11 protein-coding genes are annotated in these 14,322 nt (G+C 66.4%); 6 read left to right on the top strand and 5 right to left on the bottom strand.

The window, feature by feature from the left end; genetic code table 11:
- The first annotated feature begins 57 nt into the window (after positions 1–57).
- The gene (locus G6N60_RS06655) at positions 58–1,575 is read left to right on the top strand and encodes a PucR family transcriptional regulator (RefSeq protein ID WP_163734250.1); all 1,518 of its coding nucleotides are present in this window, start codon (positions 58–60) and stop codon (positions 1,573–1,575) included.
- Here G6N60_RS06655 and G6N60_RS06650 read toward each other — a convergent pair.
- The 5 genes from G6N60_RS06650 to G6N60_RS06630 form a co-directional block, all read right to left on the bottom strand.
- Positions 1,540–2,721, bottom strand: a complete 1,182-nt coding sequence (locus tag G6N60_RS06650) for a hypothetical protein (RefSeq protein WP_163734247.1) — start codon at positions 2,719–2,721, stop codon at positions 1,540–1,542. The genes G6N60_RS06655 and G6N60_RS06650 overlap by 36 nt on opposite strands.
- Positions 2,722–3,694: 973 nt before the next feature.
- The gene (locus G6N60_RS28265) at positions 3,695–5,215 is read right to left on the bottom strand and encodes a hypothetical protein (protein ID WP_179969651.1); all 1,521 of its coding nucleotides are present in this window, start codon (positions 5,213–5,215) and stop codon (positions 3,695–3,697) included.
- Positions 5,216–5,708: 493 nt separating this feature from the next.
- Positions 5,709–6,797: an adenosine deaminase gene (locus G6N60_RS06640; RefSeq protein ID WP_163734244.1), complete on the bottom strand. Its 1,089-nt coding sequence runs from the start codon at positions 6,795–6,797 to the stop codon at positions 5,709–5,711.
- A gap of 10 nt (positions 6,798–6,807) precedes the next feature.
- On the bottom strand, positions 6,808–8,106 hold the full coding sequence (locus tag G6N60_RS06635) for a thymidine phosphorylase (RefSeq protein ID WP_163734241.1): 1,299 nt from the start codon (positions 8,104–8,106) through the stop codon (positions 6,808–6,810).
- Positions 8,103–8,507: a cytidine deaminase gene (locus G6N60_RS06630; RefSeq protein ID WP_163734237.1), complete on the bottom strand. Its 405-nt coding sequence runs from the start codon at positions 8,505–8,507 to the stop codon at positions 8,103–8,105. The genes G6N60_RS06635 and G6N60_RS06630 overlap by 4 nt, the downstream gene beginning before the upstream one ends.
- Before the next feature lie 243 nt (positions 8,508–8,750).
- Here G6N60_RS06630 and sdhC point away from each other — a divergent pair, with 243 nt between their 5' ends.
- From sdhC to G6N60_RS06605, 5 genes are all read left to right on the top strand, one after another.
- A complete protein-coding gene (sdhC, locus tag G6N60_RS06625) occupies positions 8,751–9,176 on the top strand; it encodes a succinate dehydrogenase, cytochrome b556 subunit (RefSeq protein WP_163734234.1) in 426 nt (141 codons plus the stop codon).
- On the top strand, positions 9,173–9,661 hold the full coding sequence (locus G6N60_RS06620; RefSeq protein WP_163734230.1) for a succinate dehydrogenase hydrophobic membrane anchor subunit: 489 nt from the start codon (positions 9,173–9,175) through the stop codon (positions 9,659–9,661). Before sdhC ends, G6N60_RS06620 begins: the two co-directional genes overlap by 4 nt.
- A 25-nt stretch (positions 9,662–9,686) precedes the next feature.
- Positions 9,687–11,441: a succinate dehydrogenase flavoprotein subunit gene (sdhA, locus tag G6N60_RS06615; RefSeq protein WP_163734227.1), complete on the top strand. Its 1,755-nt coding sequence runs from the start codon at positions 9,687–9,689 to the stop codon at positions 11,439–11,441.
- Positions 11,441–12,226, top strand: coding sequence for a succinate dehydrogenase iron-sulfur subunit (locus G6N60_RS06610; protein WP_163734224.1), 786 nt, complete (start codon positions 11,441–11,443; stop codon positions 12,224–12,226). The genes sdhA and G6N60_RS06610 overlap by 1 nt, the downstream gene beginning before the upstream one ends.
- 162 nt (positions 12,227–12,388) lie before the next feature.
- The gene (locus G6N60_RS06605) at positions 12,389–14,122 is read left to right on the top strand and encodes an APC family permease (protein WP_163734219.1); all 1,734 of its coding nucleotides are present in this window, start codon (positions 12,389–12,391) and stop codon (positions 14,120–14,122) included.
- Positions 14,123–14,322: the final 200 nt, after the last annotated feature.

The following is a 14,322-nucleotide window of genomic DNA, read 5'->3' as shown; positions in this document are numbered from 1 at the left end:
GCTCATCGTCTGAAGAAATGACCGCGGGTTGGACGATCGTCTAGATTGCTGGGTGCCGTGACCTTCCGATTGAGCGACCTCGTCGACACTCCGCACCTACGCCTGACGGTGCGTGCCGGTGCGCGCGGTCTGGACCGGCCGGTGTCCTGGGCGCAGACGTCCGACCTGGACGAGCCATGGTCATGGCTCGCTGGCGGTGAGTTGCTGATGAAGAACGGGCGGACCCTTCCCACGTCCGCGGACGGGCAGACCGCGCTCGTTCGCGGCCTCGCCGAGGAGGGCATCTGCGGCGTCGTCATCGGGCTGGACGCGGCGACCCCCGAGCTCACCCCGGCGGCGGTCTCGCTCGCCGACGACCTGAGCTTTCCCATCCTGCTGGTGCCCTACTCGGTCGGCTTCGCCGCGATCGGGCGAGCCGTCGCGGGAGGCGCCGAGGGCGACCACAACAGGCGCATAGCCGTGACCGAGCGGGTGTACCAGGTCATCCGCCAGTCGGTGAACCGCAGGGGTTCCGAGCTAGCGCTCCCACAGCTGAGCCGCGACATCGCCTGCCGACTCGCCGTTCTGGACGCCGCGACCGGCGAGGTGGCCCTGGACTCCTCCGACGGCGTGCCGGAGGCGTTGCGTCGCGCGCTGGTCGACGAGATCGCCGCCCGACGGGGTGCAATTCCCGGCGTGCTGCACGTCTCGGTGGGCGACGAGCGCGCGCTGGCGGTCGAGGTGCCCGACGAGGAGCCGACGGTGTTGGTGGCGTACGAGTTTCGCGCCACCCCGCCGGACGTCGTGCAGCTGCAGCACCTCGCCTCGGCGATGGCGGTGTTGCTCGCACAGCAGAACGTGCGACGTGAACACGACCGTCGCGTCGGCGCCGAGGTCCTGGCAGCACTCTGCGACGGTCGGCTCACCGGGACCGACGCGGTACGCGGGCTCACCGAGCGCGGGCTGAAACCCCAGGCCGCCGTTCTGGTGGCGATCGCGGGTGGCTCGCAGAGCGCCGAGCGGCACCTGCACGTCAGCCTCGGTCGACGGCAGGTGCCGCACCTGCTGCTGCGTCGGGGCCATGTGTCGTATGCGCTCGTGCCAGCGGGCGCGGGCCCCCTGGCAGCGCTCCGGCACCGGGTGGGCGCCCAGGCGGTGATCGGTGTCAGCGACGTGCTGGCCCACCCGCACCGGGGACCGGCCGCCGTCCGTGAGGCGACGTGGGCGATGCGCACCGCCGACAGCACGCCGGACCGCACGGCTCGCTACGGCGACGTCACGATGCTGTCGGTCCTGCGCGACACCGAGGAGGCCCAGGTCGTGGTCGACCGCGTGCTGGGAACGCTCATCGCCTATGACGCCGAACGGGCCGGTGACATGGTGTCGACCCTCGACGCGTACCTGCGGTGCGACCGCTCGTGGGTGAGGACGGCGGCCGCCATGGGGGTGCATCGACAGACCGTCGTGTATCGCATTCAGCGGGTCGAAGAAATCACCGGGCGCAGGATCGGTGACACCGCCACCATCGCCGACTTCTGGCTGGCCCTGCGGGCGCGGGACTTACTCAGCCCCGTCGAGCGCGACCCCGTCGGGTGAACGGTTCATGTCGGGGGCAACCGGTGACGCGATGGCACCCGGCTCGTCGGTGGACGTCTGTGGCTCCATCGAGTCTTTGCCTGGTACCGCAGTGCGTGCTGCCCCGTCATCGGCTTCGGGCTCGGCGCCGATACGGACGCGCTCCTCAGCCCGTGCACGCAAAACTGTTGCATCGGTTGGCGATAGCTCAGTCAAGTCTGTCTTCGCGGGCTCCGATTCAGCATCGTCCTCGCCGGCATCAGCCTTGGCCGCGGCCGCTTTGTCTGCCTCATCCGCCGCCTTGTTCGCCGCAACGGCCGCGTCGTATTCCTTGTGTAGCCGTGACTGCTTGTCGAAGATGGGGGTCGACGCTTGGTCATGAGCAAGGAGATTCTCGTTCAGGTGCCGCTCCTCCTCTTTCTTGAGGCGATAGACCTTGCTCTGCGGATCGACACCACTCGACCAGAGCGCCGAGAGTTCAGCTTCGACGGTACGTATTTGCTCACCCAATGCACGGCGATTCATCACAGCGCGTTGGGCGGCCGCGTCCACATCGTCGACCTCTGCCTTCTTCGCAGCCAAGTCCTTCGCCCGCGTAGCAGCCGCCTCATCAGCCTTGACCTTGTCGGCAGCAGCCTTGTCAGCGGCCGCCTTGTCCGCCGCCCTCTCCTCTGGCGTCGTGATCGCGTCGTATTCCTGCTGCGCTTGACGCAGAACCGCGTCAGCGGCCTTGAGATCGGCCTGAGCTGACTTCACCAGGGCATCCAGAGACCACAGTTCCTCTGTTGCCTGCGCCCTCGTCGGTGCGCCGCTGTCCAGGTTGTAGAGGTTGTGGAACGCGCGATCGTACTTCGCTACGACGTCGACAAATCTCTGCAACACCTTGACCTTCGCCGCATTGGCGTCCTTTAGCGCTTTTTTTGTCTGGGCCAATTTGCCTGGCGCAGCGTGGGCACTCGCTACTGAGACTCCGGGCGCCTCGCCCTGCGTGATTTCCCAGCGCTCCCCGCCGTCCGCCGCTGCGCCGGTTCCCGACACCGGGTCCCCCGACGCCCCCGCTCCCGGCGCCCCTCCCAAGGCCGAGATCAACGCGCCCGACGTCACCGCACTCGCCACCAACAGCCGTGTGCGCCACATCCGGGCGGCCTTTTCGCGGTGTTCTTCCATTCCATTCACTCCTCACTCGAGAGCCGGCCATGGCGGGCGGGGGTTTCCCCCGCCAGCACATGACCGGCATCTGTAAATCGTTGAGCGGCAGGATAACTGAGATCAACGGCGGCCAGGAGACGCTATGAGTACGGAGTTGCACACGACGACACCCCAACGCACGAGGCGACAGATGCGCGCGGTGCAGCACTCTCGAATCGAGGCGCTAACGCCAACCGTCGACTCGGCAAACCGCGACTGTAGATACCTGCTGCGCATCATGTCAGTGATATGCCGCTTGGGCCGGTGACGGGTTCAGCGGGACAAGCGGTACGACCGGTGACACCACCGACGGTCTCGGCAGCAGGCAACCGCCCCCGTGAGAATCGTTCGTCGGGCTGGGTGCTCCACACATCGCTTGTGCGAGCGGAGCCATACCGACGGCACCAGTCAGTGAACCCACGATGACAGCTCCTGCGACAAGGGGTCGAACGCGTGTCCAACCCCGTCCAGAGAGTGACGTCGACTTCATGGCAATCCTCCTTCATATGCACGCCCTCGTTGGCGTGTGAGGATGCTAAGCATGTGCAAATGCGGCGCAACAGACCGAAATATATTTGCACTGAGCCTTTTTCGAGAGCTTCAGAAGTGTTCCCGGGCGCCGAGCAGCCATGATCATCGCCGTGAACAATCAATGCCGCACCCCTCGAGCGGACCCGCTCCGCACCCGCCGCACGATCGTCCAACGTCACGCATCAGCGTGGGCGTCACCCTGTGGTCGCGGCGGTGACACATCTTGTGCATCACCGCCGCAACCACTTTGGGCCACAACGACTCCGGCCCCGGGCCACAGCGCTCAGAGGTCGCGTCTTTCCCGGGTGTGTGCCTAAAAAGCCAACTCCGAACCGGGATTATCCTCTGCCAGACGCTCGGGAATCGCATGGCGCCTTAGCGACTGCGCTTTCAGGCCTGGACCGCGCGACACGTAAAACCATCACTTGGTAGGACTTTCATCCGCTGCGGAATGAGAATCCGCCGGACTCGGAGCACCACGATCGCCGACAGCGTCATCTTTGGTTGACGGCGAATTCTGACGTTCGTCGTCTGGAACGCGATCCGAGCGTGTGCCCGTAGCATCTCCGCCGTCGGTGACGGACGCCGTGATCTTCCTCGGTCCCTCGGCACCCTCGAGATCGGTGCTCCTGTCGTCGACGTCAGTTGGATCAGACATCGACCCGCTCGACGCAGCGCCGTGCTTCCCGGGCTGCTCCTGCTCTACCTTTGAGGGATCCGTCGTCGTCATGCGAGGTCGTTCCGCCGCTTCACCTGGGGTCGTCAACCCCGGCGCGACATCGGCGGCAGTGGGCGACGCCGGGTCGTCGCGCTTCGTCTCGACCGAGGGCACTTCGTCGAACTCGCCCTGGGTCCTCACCGTGACATCGCGCGACGAAGCGTCGACTGACTTTGGTTGGGCCTTGAGAGCTTCGTTGTATTCTGCGTCGGCGCGGGCTAGTTCTGCATCGGCTTTCCTCTGCCTCCTCGCCGCGGCGTTCACCATCGCAGTGTTCTTTTGGGCGCTCGCCGCCGTAACGGCCGCGTCGGCGGCTGCCTTTTCCGCTTCGGCTTTGTCAACCGCCGCCTTCTTGGCATTGACATCATGAGCCGTAGCGGGATCCGGCACGTATGGCGGTGTTGTCAACGCGTCGTATTCTGCCTGCGCCTTATCCAAGGCCTCTTGCGCTTCTCGGTTCACGGTCCCTGCGCTGAAGTATTCGGGATAGGCTGGGCCTCTCGCCCACGCCACGTCGTTGGCCTTTTCTGCCGCCTCGGCGTCCGCAGTCGCCTTGTCGAGAGCCGCTTTTGCTTTAGCAACCTTCTCCGCCAGCGTCTTGTCGTCAGCGGCTTTCTTGTCCGCTGCGGCCTTGTCCTCAGCGGCCTTCTTGTCCGCAGCAGCCTTGTCTTCGGCTGCCTTCTTGTCCGCCGCAGCCTTGTCCGCTGCCGCCTTCTCCGCAGCAGCCTTGTCCGTAGCAGCCTTGTCCGTAGCAGCCTTGTCGGTCGCCGCCTTGTCGGTCGCCGCCTTGTCGGTCGCCGCCTTGTCGGTCGCCGCCTTGTCCGTAGCAGCCTTGTCCGTAGCAGCCTTGTCCGTAGCAGCCTTGTCAGTAGCAGCCTTGTCCGTCGCCGCCTTGTCCTTGGCGGCCTTGTCAGTGGCGGCCTTGTCCCCAGGCGCCTTCTTCGGGGTGTGATGGGTGAAGGAATCGAACAGGGCAGCGATGGCGCTGCGCAAATCAGTGAAGGACGAAGGCCAGCTGGCCGGACCGTGTGGGGTCATGACCCTCAGGTCGATGGTGAACGGCTTCTGGGCGTGTGCGGTCGCGCCGGATCCCAGGCCGATGGCGAGACTGAACGGCGCACTGTGACAACCGGTTCCGAGATTGAAACCCGATATCGACAGGCACGTGGCCGACGCCGTCGCAGAATGCCCCACGACACCAGCGAGCAGCGAGCCCGTCGTCATGGCTCCTACCGCAAGAAGCCGAGCCCGTGTGGCGCGCCGTTCATTCATACCGGTCTTGTTCACCGCATCCCTTTCTAGGAGGTTGTCGTTCCGTGCGGGTGACGCAGGGGGCGTCAACGTGCAGGCTTCGGCCGCGACTGGACGTCGTTGCGCGACGAAGCCGAAGACGGAGCCATATTTTTGGCGCTGCAGACAGTCGTCTGCCACAGGACCTACAGCGGGTCGTCCTAACGCGAAGACGGGGAGGCCGCTAGACGACGCCTGCGACGATCTGTTCGTGTGTCATTGCGCTCGAAGTCGATCGATTCCGATGTCGTTCATGCCATTTCGCAATCCGAGTTCGAATACTAAGCCACCACAGGTGTGCGACGGTCGCACCAGTTTTTCAGCGCCACGCCATATCGCAACGCTACGAAATGACAGGCTCGCCCAAGCTATTCGGCGAAAACCCAAGGCGTCAAAGCCTTGTGCAAGTGCGCCCTCGGTCGGGGGTCTAACCGATGAGGACGGCGAAGCGCGGCTTGATGACCTCGTCGATCAACGTCAGCCGCTCGCGGAACGGGATGAACGACGACTTCATCGCGTTGATCGTGAACCGCTCCAGATCGCTCCAGCCGTAGCCGAAGGCCTCGACCAACCGCAGCATCTCCTGGCTCATGGTGGTGTCACTCATCAGCCGGTTGTCGGTGTTTACCGTCACCCGGAACCGCAGCCGGGCCAGCAGCGCGAACGGGTGCTCGGCGATGCTCGCGACGGCACCGGTCTGCACGTTGGACGAGGGACACAGTTCTAGGGGAATTCGCTTGTCGCGCAAGATCGAAGCCAGCCGACCCAGGGTGGCGTCGTCGTCGGAGTGCACCTCGATGTCGTCGACGATGCGGACGCCGTGACCGAGCCGATCGGCGCCGCAGAACGCGATCGCCTCCTGGATGGACGGCAGCCCGAAGGCCTCACCCGCGTGAATGGTGAAGCGCGCGTTGTTGTTTCGCATGTACTCGAAGGCGTCGAGGTGCCGCGTGGGCGGATAACCGGCCTCGGCGCCCGCGATGTCGAATCCCACGACGCCGACGTCGCGGAACCGGATCGCCAGCTCGGCGATCTCCCGGGACCGCGCAGCGTGCCGCATCGCGGTGACCAGGCAGCGCACGGTGATGGTCTTGCCCTCGGCCGCGGCCGCCTTCTCCCCGTCGGCGAAGCCGGCCAGCACCGCCTCGACGACGGCGTCGAGCGACATGCCACCGTCGATGTGCAACTCGGGCGCGAACCGGACCTCGGCGTAGACCACCGAGTCGGCGGCGAGGTCCTCGACGCATTCGAGCGCGACCCGGTGCAGAGCCTCGGCGGTCTGCATGACGCCCACCGTGTGGGCGAACGGCTCCAGGTAGCGCACCAGCGACCCGCTGTGTGCGGCCGTGCGGAAGAACGTCGCCAGCTCCGTGACGTCGGTCGTCGGCAACCCGTCGTACCCGAACTGGTCGGCCAGTTCCACCACCGTCGCGGGCCGCAACCCGCCGTCCAGGTGATCGTGCAGCAGCGCCTTGGGGGCCTGCTGAATGTTCTCGAGCGTCAACGGCGTCGTCATGCGGCTCTCCTCACGTGATTCGGTCGATGATCAGGGGACGGTCGGCCGGCGCGGAGTCGTCGATGCTCCAGCCACCGTCGAGTTCGGCCAGCGCGCCCTCGAAGCGGGCCGGGGTGTCGGTGTACAGCGTGAAGAGCGGGTCGCCTGCGGCGACGGGATCACCGGGCCTGCGGTGAATGCGCACGCCGGCCCCGAACTGCACCTGGCCGCCGGGCGTCGAGCGACCCGCACCGAGCCGCCACACCGCCAGTCCCACCGCCATCGCGTCGATGTCGCCCATCGTGCCACCCCGGGAGGCGGTGACGTGCTCGGCGTGCGCACCGATCGGCAGCGGCTGGGACAGGTCCCCGCCCTGGGCGGCGACCAGGTCGCGGAACCGGTCCATCGCGGTGCCATCCCGCAGCGTTTGCGCGGGATCGGTCGCGTCGATGCCCGCCGCGTCGAGCATCTGCGTCGCCAGCGCCAGCGTCAGCTCGACGACGTCGGGCGGCCCGCCGCCGGCCAGCACGTCCAACGACTCGGCGACCTCCACGGCGTTGCCGACGGCCAACCCCAGCGGCCGATCCATGTCGGTCAGCAACGCCCGGGTGTCGACGCCCTGATCCTTGCCGAGCGCGACCATCGTCGCCGCCAGCTCCCGCGCCTCGGCCTCACTCTTGAGGAACGCGCCACGCCCCACCTTGGTGTCGAGCACCAGCGCCTGCGCCCCCTCGGCGACCTTCTTGCTCATGATCGAACTCGCGATCAACGGGAGCGACTCGGTGGTGGCCGTGACGTCGCGCAGCGCATAGATCTTGCGGTCGGCCGGCGCCAGGTCCCCCGCGGCGAAGATGGCCGCCCCGATGTCCTGAAGCTGTTGTCGGATCTGGTCTTTGGAGAGCTCGGCGCTGAACCCGGCGATGGACTCCAGCTTGTCCAGGGTGCCCCCGGTGTGGCCGAGTCCACGGCCCGCGGCCTGGGGGACGGCCGCACCGCAGGCCATGACGACCGGCACCAGGGGGATCGTGATCTTGTCGCCGACGCCGCCGGTGGAGTGCTTGTCCACCAGCCGCAACGGCTTGCCGTGGGCGCGGAGATCCGAGAAGTCGAAGCGGTCGCCGGAGTCGATCATCGCGGCGGTCCAGCGCGAGATCTCCGCGGGAGTCATGCCCTTCAGGAAGATCGCCATGAGGAGCGCCGACATCTGCTCGTCGTGGACGGCGCCGTGGGTGTAGCCGTCGATCACCCAGTCGATCGCGGCGTCGGAGAGCACCCCGCCGTCGCGCTTGGTCCTGATGACCGTCGGAGCGTCGAAGGTGAACCGCGTCACCGCGACTCGGCCCGTTCGAGGTCGTCGGGCCCGAAGGCGTCGGGCAGCAGTTCGCGCAGCGGCCGCGGGCCTGCGGGGTGATCGATCAGCAGCTGCGGGCCGCCGTGCTCGAGCAGTACCTGACGGCAGCGGCCGCACGGCATCAGGGTGGCTCCGGTGGCGTCCACGCAGACCAGCGCGACGAGGGTGCCGCCGCCGGTGGAATGCAGCGCGCAGGCCACTGCGCACTCGGCACAGAGACCTAGGCCATATGAGACATTCTCCACATTGCACCCCACGAGGATGCGACCGTCGGAGGCGACCGCGGCCGCGCCGACCGGGAACCGGGAGTACGGCGCGTAGGCGTGTCGAGAAACCTCTATTGCCTTGGCGCGCAACAGATCCCAGTCGACGTTCGTCATCGTGTCAGACCCGCCGCCACGTCTCTGAATGCATCTAGAAGCCTCCGGTATCGCTGCCACGCCCCGGTTTAGGGCACCCTAAATTCGGTGGTATCAGGGCAATCAACGGTCTCACGCTAGTTCTTTCCGTGCCCTGTTTGGGATTAGAGTCGGTCTCAGGTTTGGACGACGGATTGGCAACGATTCCCCACCGACTTTCGAACCGTCCACCGAAGTCGTTGGAGGCGTGGAAGTGAGTCGAACATGACGCAGACGGCAACCGGTTCCGCGGCGCCCGCCGCCCGGCCGGGCCCACAGCGCCGCCGCACCCTGTACCGCGGCGACCCCGGCATGTGGTCGTGGGTGCTGCACCGCATCACGGGCGCGGCGATCTTCTTCTTCCTCTTCGTCCACGTGGTCGACACCGCGCTCGTCCGCGTCAGCCCGCAGGCCTACGACTCCGTCATCGAGACCTACAAGGCCCCGATCATCGGGTTCATGGAGGCCGGGCTCGTCGTCGCCGTGCTCTTCCACGCGCTCAACGGGATTCGCCTCATCCTCATCGACTTCTGGGAGAAGGGGCCGAAGTATCAGCGCAAGATGCTGTGGGTCGTCCTCGGCATCTGGATCGCCGGGATCATCGGCTCGCTCGGCGTGATCGGCATGCACATGGTGGAGCGTTTCCTGTGACCGGCGCCGTGAAGGGCGAGAACCCCTACGACCATCTCAGCGAGCGCGGCGGGCCCGCACCCGTCCTGCAGCGCAGCCACGACCGGCCCGCCGGCCTGGACAACCCGCGGGCGCCCCGCCGGCGCAGCGCCATGCCCAACTTCGAGAAGTACGCCTGGCTGTTCATGCGCTTCTCGGGTCTGGTGCTGGTGTTCCTGGCCCTCGGGCACCTGTTCATCATGCTGATGTGGGACAACGGCGTCTATCGAATCGACTTCAACTACGTCGCCAAGCGCTGGTCCTCACCCTTCTGGCAGACGTGGGATCTGCTGCTGCTGTGGCTCGCCCAACTGCACGGCGGCAACGGGATGCGCACGATCATCGCCGACTACACCCGCAAGGACTCCACCAAGTTCTGGCTCAACACGCTGCTGGCCCTGTCGATGGTGTTCATCGTGGTGTTGGGCACCTACGTGCTGCTGACGTTCAACCCGAACGTCTCCTGACGACTCGAAGGACACGTGACCTCGGATGATCATTGAACACCGTTACGACGTCGTCATCGTGGGTGCCGGCGGCGCTGGCATGCGCGCTGCGGTCGAGGCCGGTCCGCGCGCCAGGACCGCCGTCCTGACCAAGCTCTACCCGACGCGCAGCCACACCGGCGCGGCACAGGGCGGCATGTGCGCCGCACTCGCCAACGTCGAAGAGGACAACTGGGAGTGGCACACCTTCGACACCGTCAAGGGCGGCGACTACCTCGCCGACCAGGACGCCGTGGAGATCATGTGCAAGGAGGCCATCGACGCGGTCTACGACCTCGAGAAGATGGGGATGCCGTTCAACCGCACCCCCGAGGGCCGCATCGACCAGCGCCGCTTCGGCGGGCACACCCGCGATCACGGCAAGGCGCCCGTCCGCCGGGCCTGCTATGCCGCCGACCGCACCGGCCACATGATCCTGCAGACCCTGTACCAAAACTGCGTCAAGCACGACGTCGAGTTCTTCAACGAGTTCTACGCACTCGACCTGGTGCTGTCGGACACCCCGGGCGGACCGGTGGCGACGGGCATCGTCGCCTACGAACTCGCCACCGGTGACGTGCACGTGTTCCACGCCAAGGCGATCGTGTTCGCCACCGGCGGCTCGGGCCGCATGTACAAGACGACGTCGAACGCGCACACGCTGACCGGCGACGGCCTGGGCATCGTCTTCCGCAAGGGACTTCCCTTGGAGGACATGGAGTTTCACCAGTTCCACCCGACGGGTCTGGCCGGTCTGGGCATCCTGATCTCCGAGGCCGTCCGCGGCGAGGGTGGACGCCTGCTGAACGCCGACGGCGAACGGTTCATGGAGCGCTACGCGCCGACGATCGTCGACCTGGCGCCCCGCGACATCGTCGCGCGATCGATGGTGCTCGAAGTGCTCGAGGGCCGCGGCGCCGGACCCAACAAGGACTACGTCTACATCGACGTGCGTCACCTCGGCGCCGACGTGCTCGAAGCCAAGCTGCCCGACATCACCGAGTTCGCCAGGACCTACCTTGGCGTCGACCCCGTCACCGAACTGGTGCCCGTCTACCCGACGTGCCACTACGTCATGGGCGGCATCCCGACGACCGTGCACGGTCAGGTGCTGCGCGACAACAGTTCGATCGTGCCGGGGCTCTACGCCGCCGGCGAGTGCGCCTGCGTCTCCGTGCATGGCTCGAACCGGCTCGGCACCAACTCGCTGCTCGACATCAACGTGTTCGGCCGCCGGGCGGGCATCGCCGCCGCGAACTACGCCCTCGGTCACGACTTCGTCGACATGCCCGAGTCGCCCGCGGGCATGGTGACCGACTGGGTCGGCGACATCCTCTCCGAGCACGGCAACGAGCGCGTGGCCGACATCCGGGGCGCGCTGCAGCAGTCGATGGACAACAACGCCGCGGTCTTCCGCACCGAGGAGACGCTCAAGCAGGCGTTGACCGACATCCATCAGCTCAAGGAGCGCTACGCGCGAATCACGGTGCAGGACAAGGGCAAGCGCTACAACAGCGACCTGCTCGAGGCCATCGAGCTCGGCTTCCTGCTCGAGCTGGCCGAGGTCACCGTGGTCGGCGCGCTCAACCGCAAGGAGTCCCGCGGCGGCCACGCTCGCGAGGACTACCCCAACCGCGACGACACCAACTACATGCGCCACACCATGGCCTACAAGCAGGGCGGCGACCTGCTCAGCGACATCCGGCTGGACTACAAGCCCGTCGTCCAAACCCGTTACGAGCCGATGGAACGGAAGTACTGATGAGTGCACCTGTGCTCGACAAGCCCGACACGGGCGACGGCTCCACCCCGCCGGTGCCCGAGGGTTCGGTGATGGTCACGCTGAAGATCGCGCGGTTCAACCCGGAGGATCCCGACGCCGCCGGCTTCCAGAGCTTCCGCGTGCCGTGCCTGCCGACCGACCGGCTGCTGAACCTGCTGCACTACGTGAAGTGGTACCTAGACGGGACCCTGACGTTCCGCCGGTCGTGCGCGCACGGCGTGTGCGGGTCGGACGCGATGCGCATCAATGGTGTCAACCGGTTGGCCTGCAAGGTGCTGATGCGCGACATGCTGCCCAAGAAGCCGGGCAAGCAGCTCTCCATCACGATCGAGCCGATCCGCGGATTGCCCGTCGAGAAGGATCTCGTCGTCGACATGGAGCCGTTCTTCGACGCGTTCCGCGCCGTCAAGCCCTTCCTGGTCACCACCGGCAACCCCCCCACCCGGGAACGCATCCAGAGCCCGACCGACCGCGCCCGCTACGACGACACGACCAAGTGCATCCTCTGCGCCTGCTGCACGACGAGCTGTCCGGTGTTCTGGAACGAGGGCTCGTACTTCGGGCCCGCCGCGATCGTCAACGCGCACCGGTTCATCTTCGACAGCCGCGACGAGGCCGCCGCCGAGCGACTCGACATCCTCAACGAGGTCGACGGCGTCTGGCGCTGCCGCACGACGTTCAACTGCACCGAGGCGTGCCCGCGCGGCATCCAGGTGACCAAGGCGATCCAAGAGGTCAAGCGCGCCCTGATGTTCGCCCGCTAGTTTTCCTCTCGGGCAAACGCTCGTCGGCTGTCTTTCAGCTGCCGCCCCAGCGTCGAAATCGACGCTGAGAACAACCTGTAAGAACTAATTTCGTTGTCCGCGCGCGGTTCTACGACTAAAACCGTATTCTCCTACAGTTCGCTGCTGACAGGGGAGATGCCAATGACCACCGATGACATGGTCGTCCAACCGGGTGACACCGGGACCGGCGGGATCGTCGACAGCAAGGGCCTGAAGGGCGGTTCGCTCGGGCTGCTGTCCAGCGTCGTGGTGGGGATGGCGTCGACGGCCCCCGCCTACAGCCTGGCCGCCGTCCTGGGCCTGGTCGTGGCGACCTGCGCCGCGCAGGACCCCGCGCTCGGGGTGAAGGCGCCCGCCATCGTGCTCATCTCGTTCATCCCGATCTACCTGATCGCGGTGGCGTACCAGGAGCTCAACAAGGCCGAACCCGACTGCGGCACCACGTTCACCTGGGCTTCCCGGGCGTTCGGACCGCTCGTCGGCTGGATGGGTGGCTGGGGCATCATCGCCGCCGACATCATCGTCATGGCAAACCTCGCCCAGATTGCGGGCGCCTATTCGTTCACCTTCGTCGGAGACCTCGGCTGGCACTCCGCCGCCGATCTGGCGAACAGCACGCTGTGGTCGACGGTCGCCGGCGTCATCTGGATCGTCCTCATGACCTGGATCTGCTACCGCGGCATCGAGGTGTCGGCGCGGCTGCAGTACTTCCTGCTCAGCTTCGAGGTGATCGTCCTGATCGTCATCTCGGTCTACGCCCTGGTCAAGGTCTACACCAACCACGCGCTGGCCGAGTCGATCAAGCCGTCGTGGTCCTGGCTGTGGCCGGGCGGCCTCGACTTCGGCACCGTCATCTGCCCCGGCATCCTCATCGCGATCTTCATCTACTGGGGCTGGGACACCGCGGTCGCCTGCAACGAGGAGTCCGACGACCCCGGCTCCACCCCGGGGAAGGCCGCGGTGCTGTCGACGTTCCTGCTGCTGGGCACCTACGCCATCGTCACCGTCGCCGCGGTCGCCTTCGCGGGCACCGGCACCACCGACGCCGGCCTGAGCAACCCGGACAACTCCGGTGACGTGTTCGCCGCCATCGGACCGGCCCTGTTCGGCAACAGCTTCATCGGGCACATCGGCCTGCTGGCCCTGTCGGCGACGATCCTGACGTCGGCCTCGGCGTCCACCCAGACGACGATCCTGCCGACCGCCCGCACGACGCTGTCGATGGGCGTCTACAAGGCCCTACCGACCTCATTCGCGAGAATCCACCGGACGTATCTGACGCCGACGGTGTCGACGATCGTGATGGGTGCGGTGTCGATCTTCTTCTACGTGATGTTCACCCTGATCAGCAGCAGCCTGCTGCTCGCGCTGATCGGCTCGGTCGGGCTGATGATCGCCTTCTACTACGGCATGACCGGCTACGCCTGTGTCTGGTACTACCGCAAGACGTTCACCAAGTCACCGCGCGACATCCTGATGCGCTGCCTGGTGCCCCTGCTGGGCGCCATCATGCTGACGGTGGTCTTCGTCTACGGACTCATCCAGTACGCCAAGGTCGACTACCTGGTCGACAAGGCTGGCAACAACGTGACGATCTTCGGCTTCGGCGCCGTGGCCGTCGTGGGTGTCGGTGCGCTCGTCCTCGGCGTCATCCTCATGATCGTCTGGTGGGTGATGGCCCCCGGCTTCTTCAAGGGCCAGACGCTGCCCCGCCGGGCCGACCTGCTGCTCGAACCCGCGACCGCATCGGTGGCCCACTTCGGTCTGCCCGACTCCGGCGACATGCCGACGGTCATCTCCCAGGACCTGTCGAACCTGCCGAAGGGCGAGACGGCCGTCGACCCGCGCACCGGTGAGGAGTTCACCAAGGGCTGAGGGGTCACTCGTCGCTCCCCCATCCGCGGTGTCCGATCACCGCCACCGCGGCGGTGAGGAAGGCGGTCCTCCTTCTGACAGTTGTTGCGGCGCAATGTGATTGCATCGCCAACTTACGATGCGGACTCCCGCGGTGGTCAACTGCGGGCCATTCACGGTGTTGCGCAAAACTCGTCCGGAACTATGCTCTGGTTCCCTCG

It is taken from the genome of Mycolicibacterium madagascariense (assembly GCF_010729665.1).
GTDB lineage: Bacteria > Actinomycetota > Actinomycetes > Mycobacteriales > Mycobacteriaceae > Mycobacterium > Mycobacterium madagascariense.
Note: the sequence above shows the minus strand (reverse complement) of the source record. Positions and strands in the feature narration are given on the sequence as shown.

What these genes read in the sequence shown, in the direction of transcription:
- G6N60_RS06650 (WP_163734247.1), bottom strand. Translation starts at nt 2,721, where the DNA reads ATGGAAGAACACCGCGAAAAGGCCGCCCGGATGTGGCGCACACGGCTG.
- G6N60_RS28265 (WP_179969651.1), bottom strand. Translation starts at nt 5,215, where the DNA reads ATGACGACGGGCTCGCTGCTCGCTGGTGTCGTGGGGCATTCTGCGACG.
- G6N60_RS06640 (WP_163734244.1), bottom strand. Translation starts at nt 6,797, where the DNA reads ATGACGACGCCGTTGACGCTCGAGAACATTCAGCAGGCCCCCAAGGCG.
- G6N60_RS06630 (WP_163734237.1), bottom strand. Translation starts at nt 8,507, where the DNA reads ATGACGAACGTCGACTGGGATCTGTTGCGCGCCAAGGCAATAGAGGTT.
- sdhC (WP_163734234.1), top strand. Translation starts at nt 8,751, where the DNA reads ATGACGCAGACGGCAACCGGTTCCGCGGCGCCCGCCGCCCGGCCGGGC.
- sdhA (WP_163734227.1), top strand. Translation starts at nt 9,687, where the DNA reads ATGATCATTGAACACCGTTACGACGTCGTCATCGTGGGTGCCGGCGGC.
- G6N60_RS06610 (WP_163734224.1), top strand. Translation starts at nt 11,441, where the DNA reads ATGAGTGCACCTGTGCTCGACAAGCCCGACACGGGCGACGGCTCCACC.
- G6N60_RS06605 (WP_163734219.1), top strand. Translation starts at nt 12,389, where the DNA reads ATGACCACCGATGACATGGTCGTCCAACCGGGTGACACCGGGACCGGC.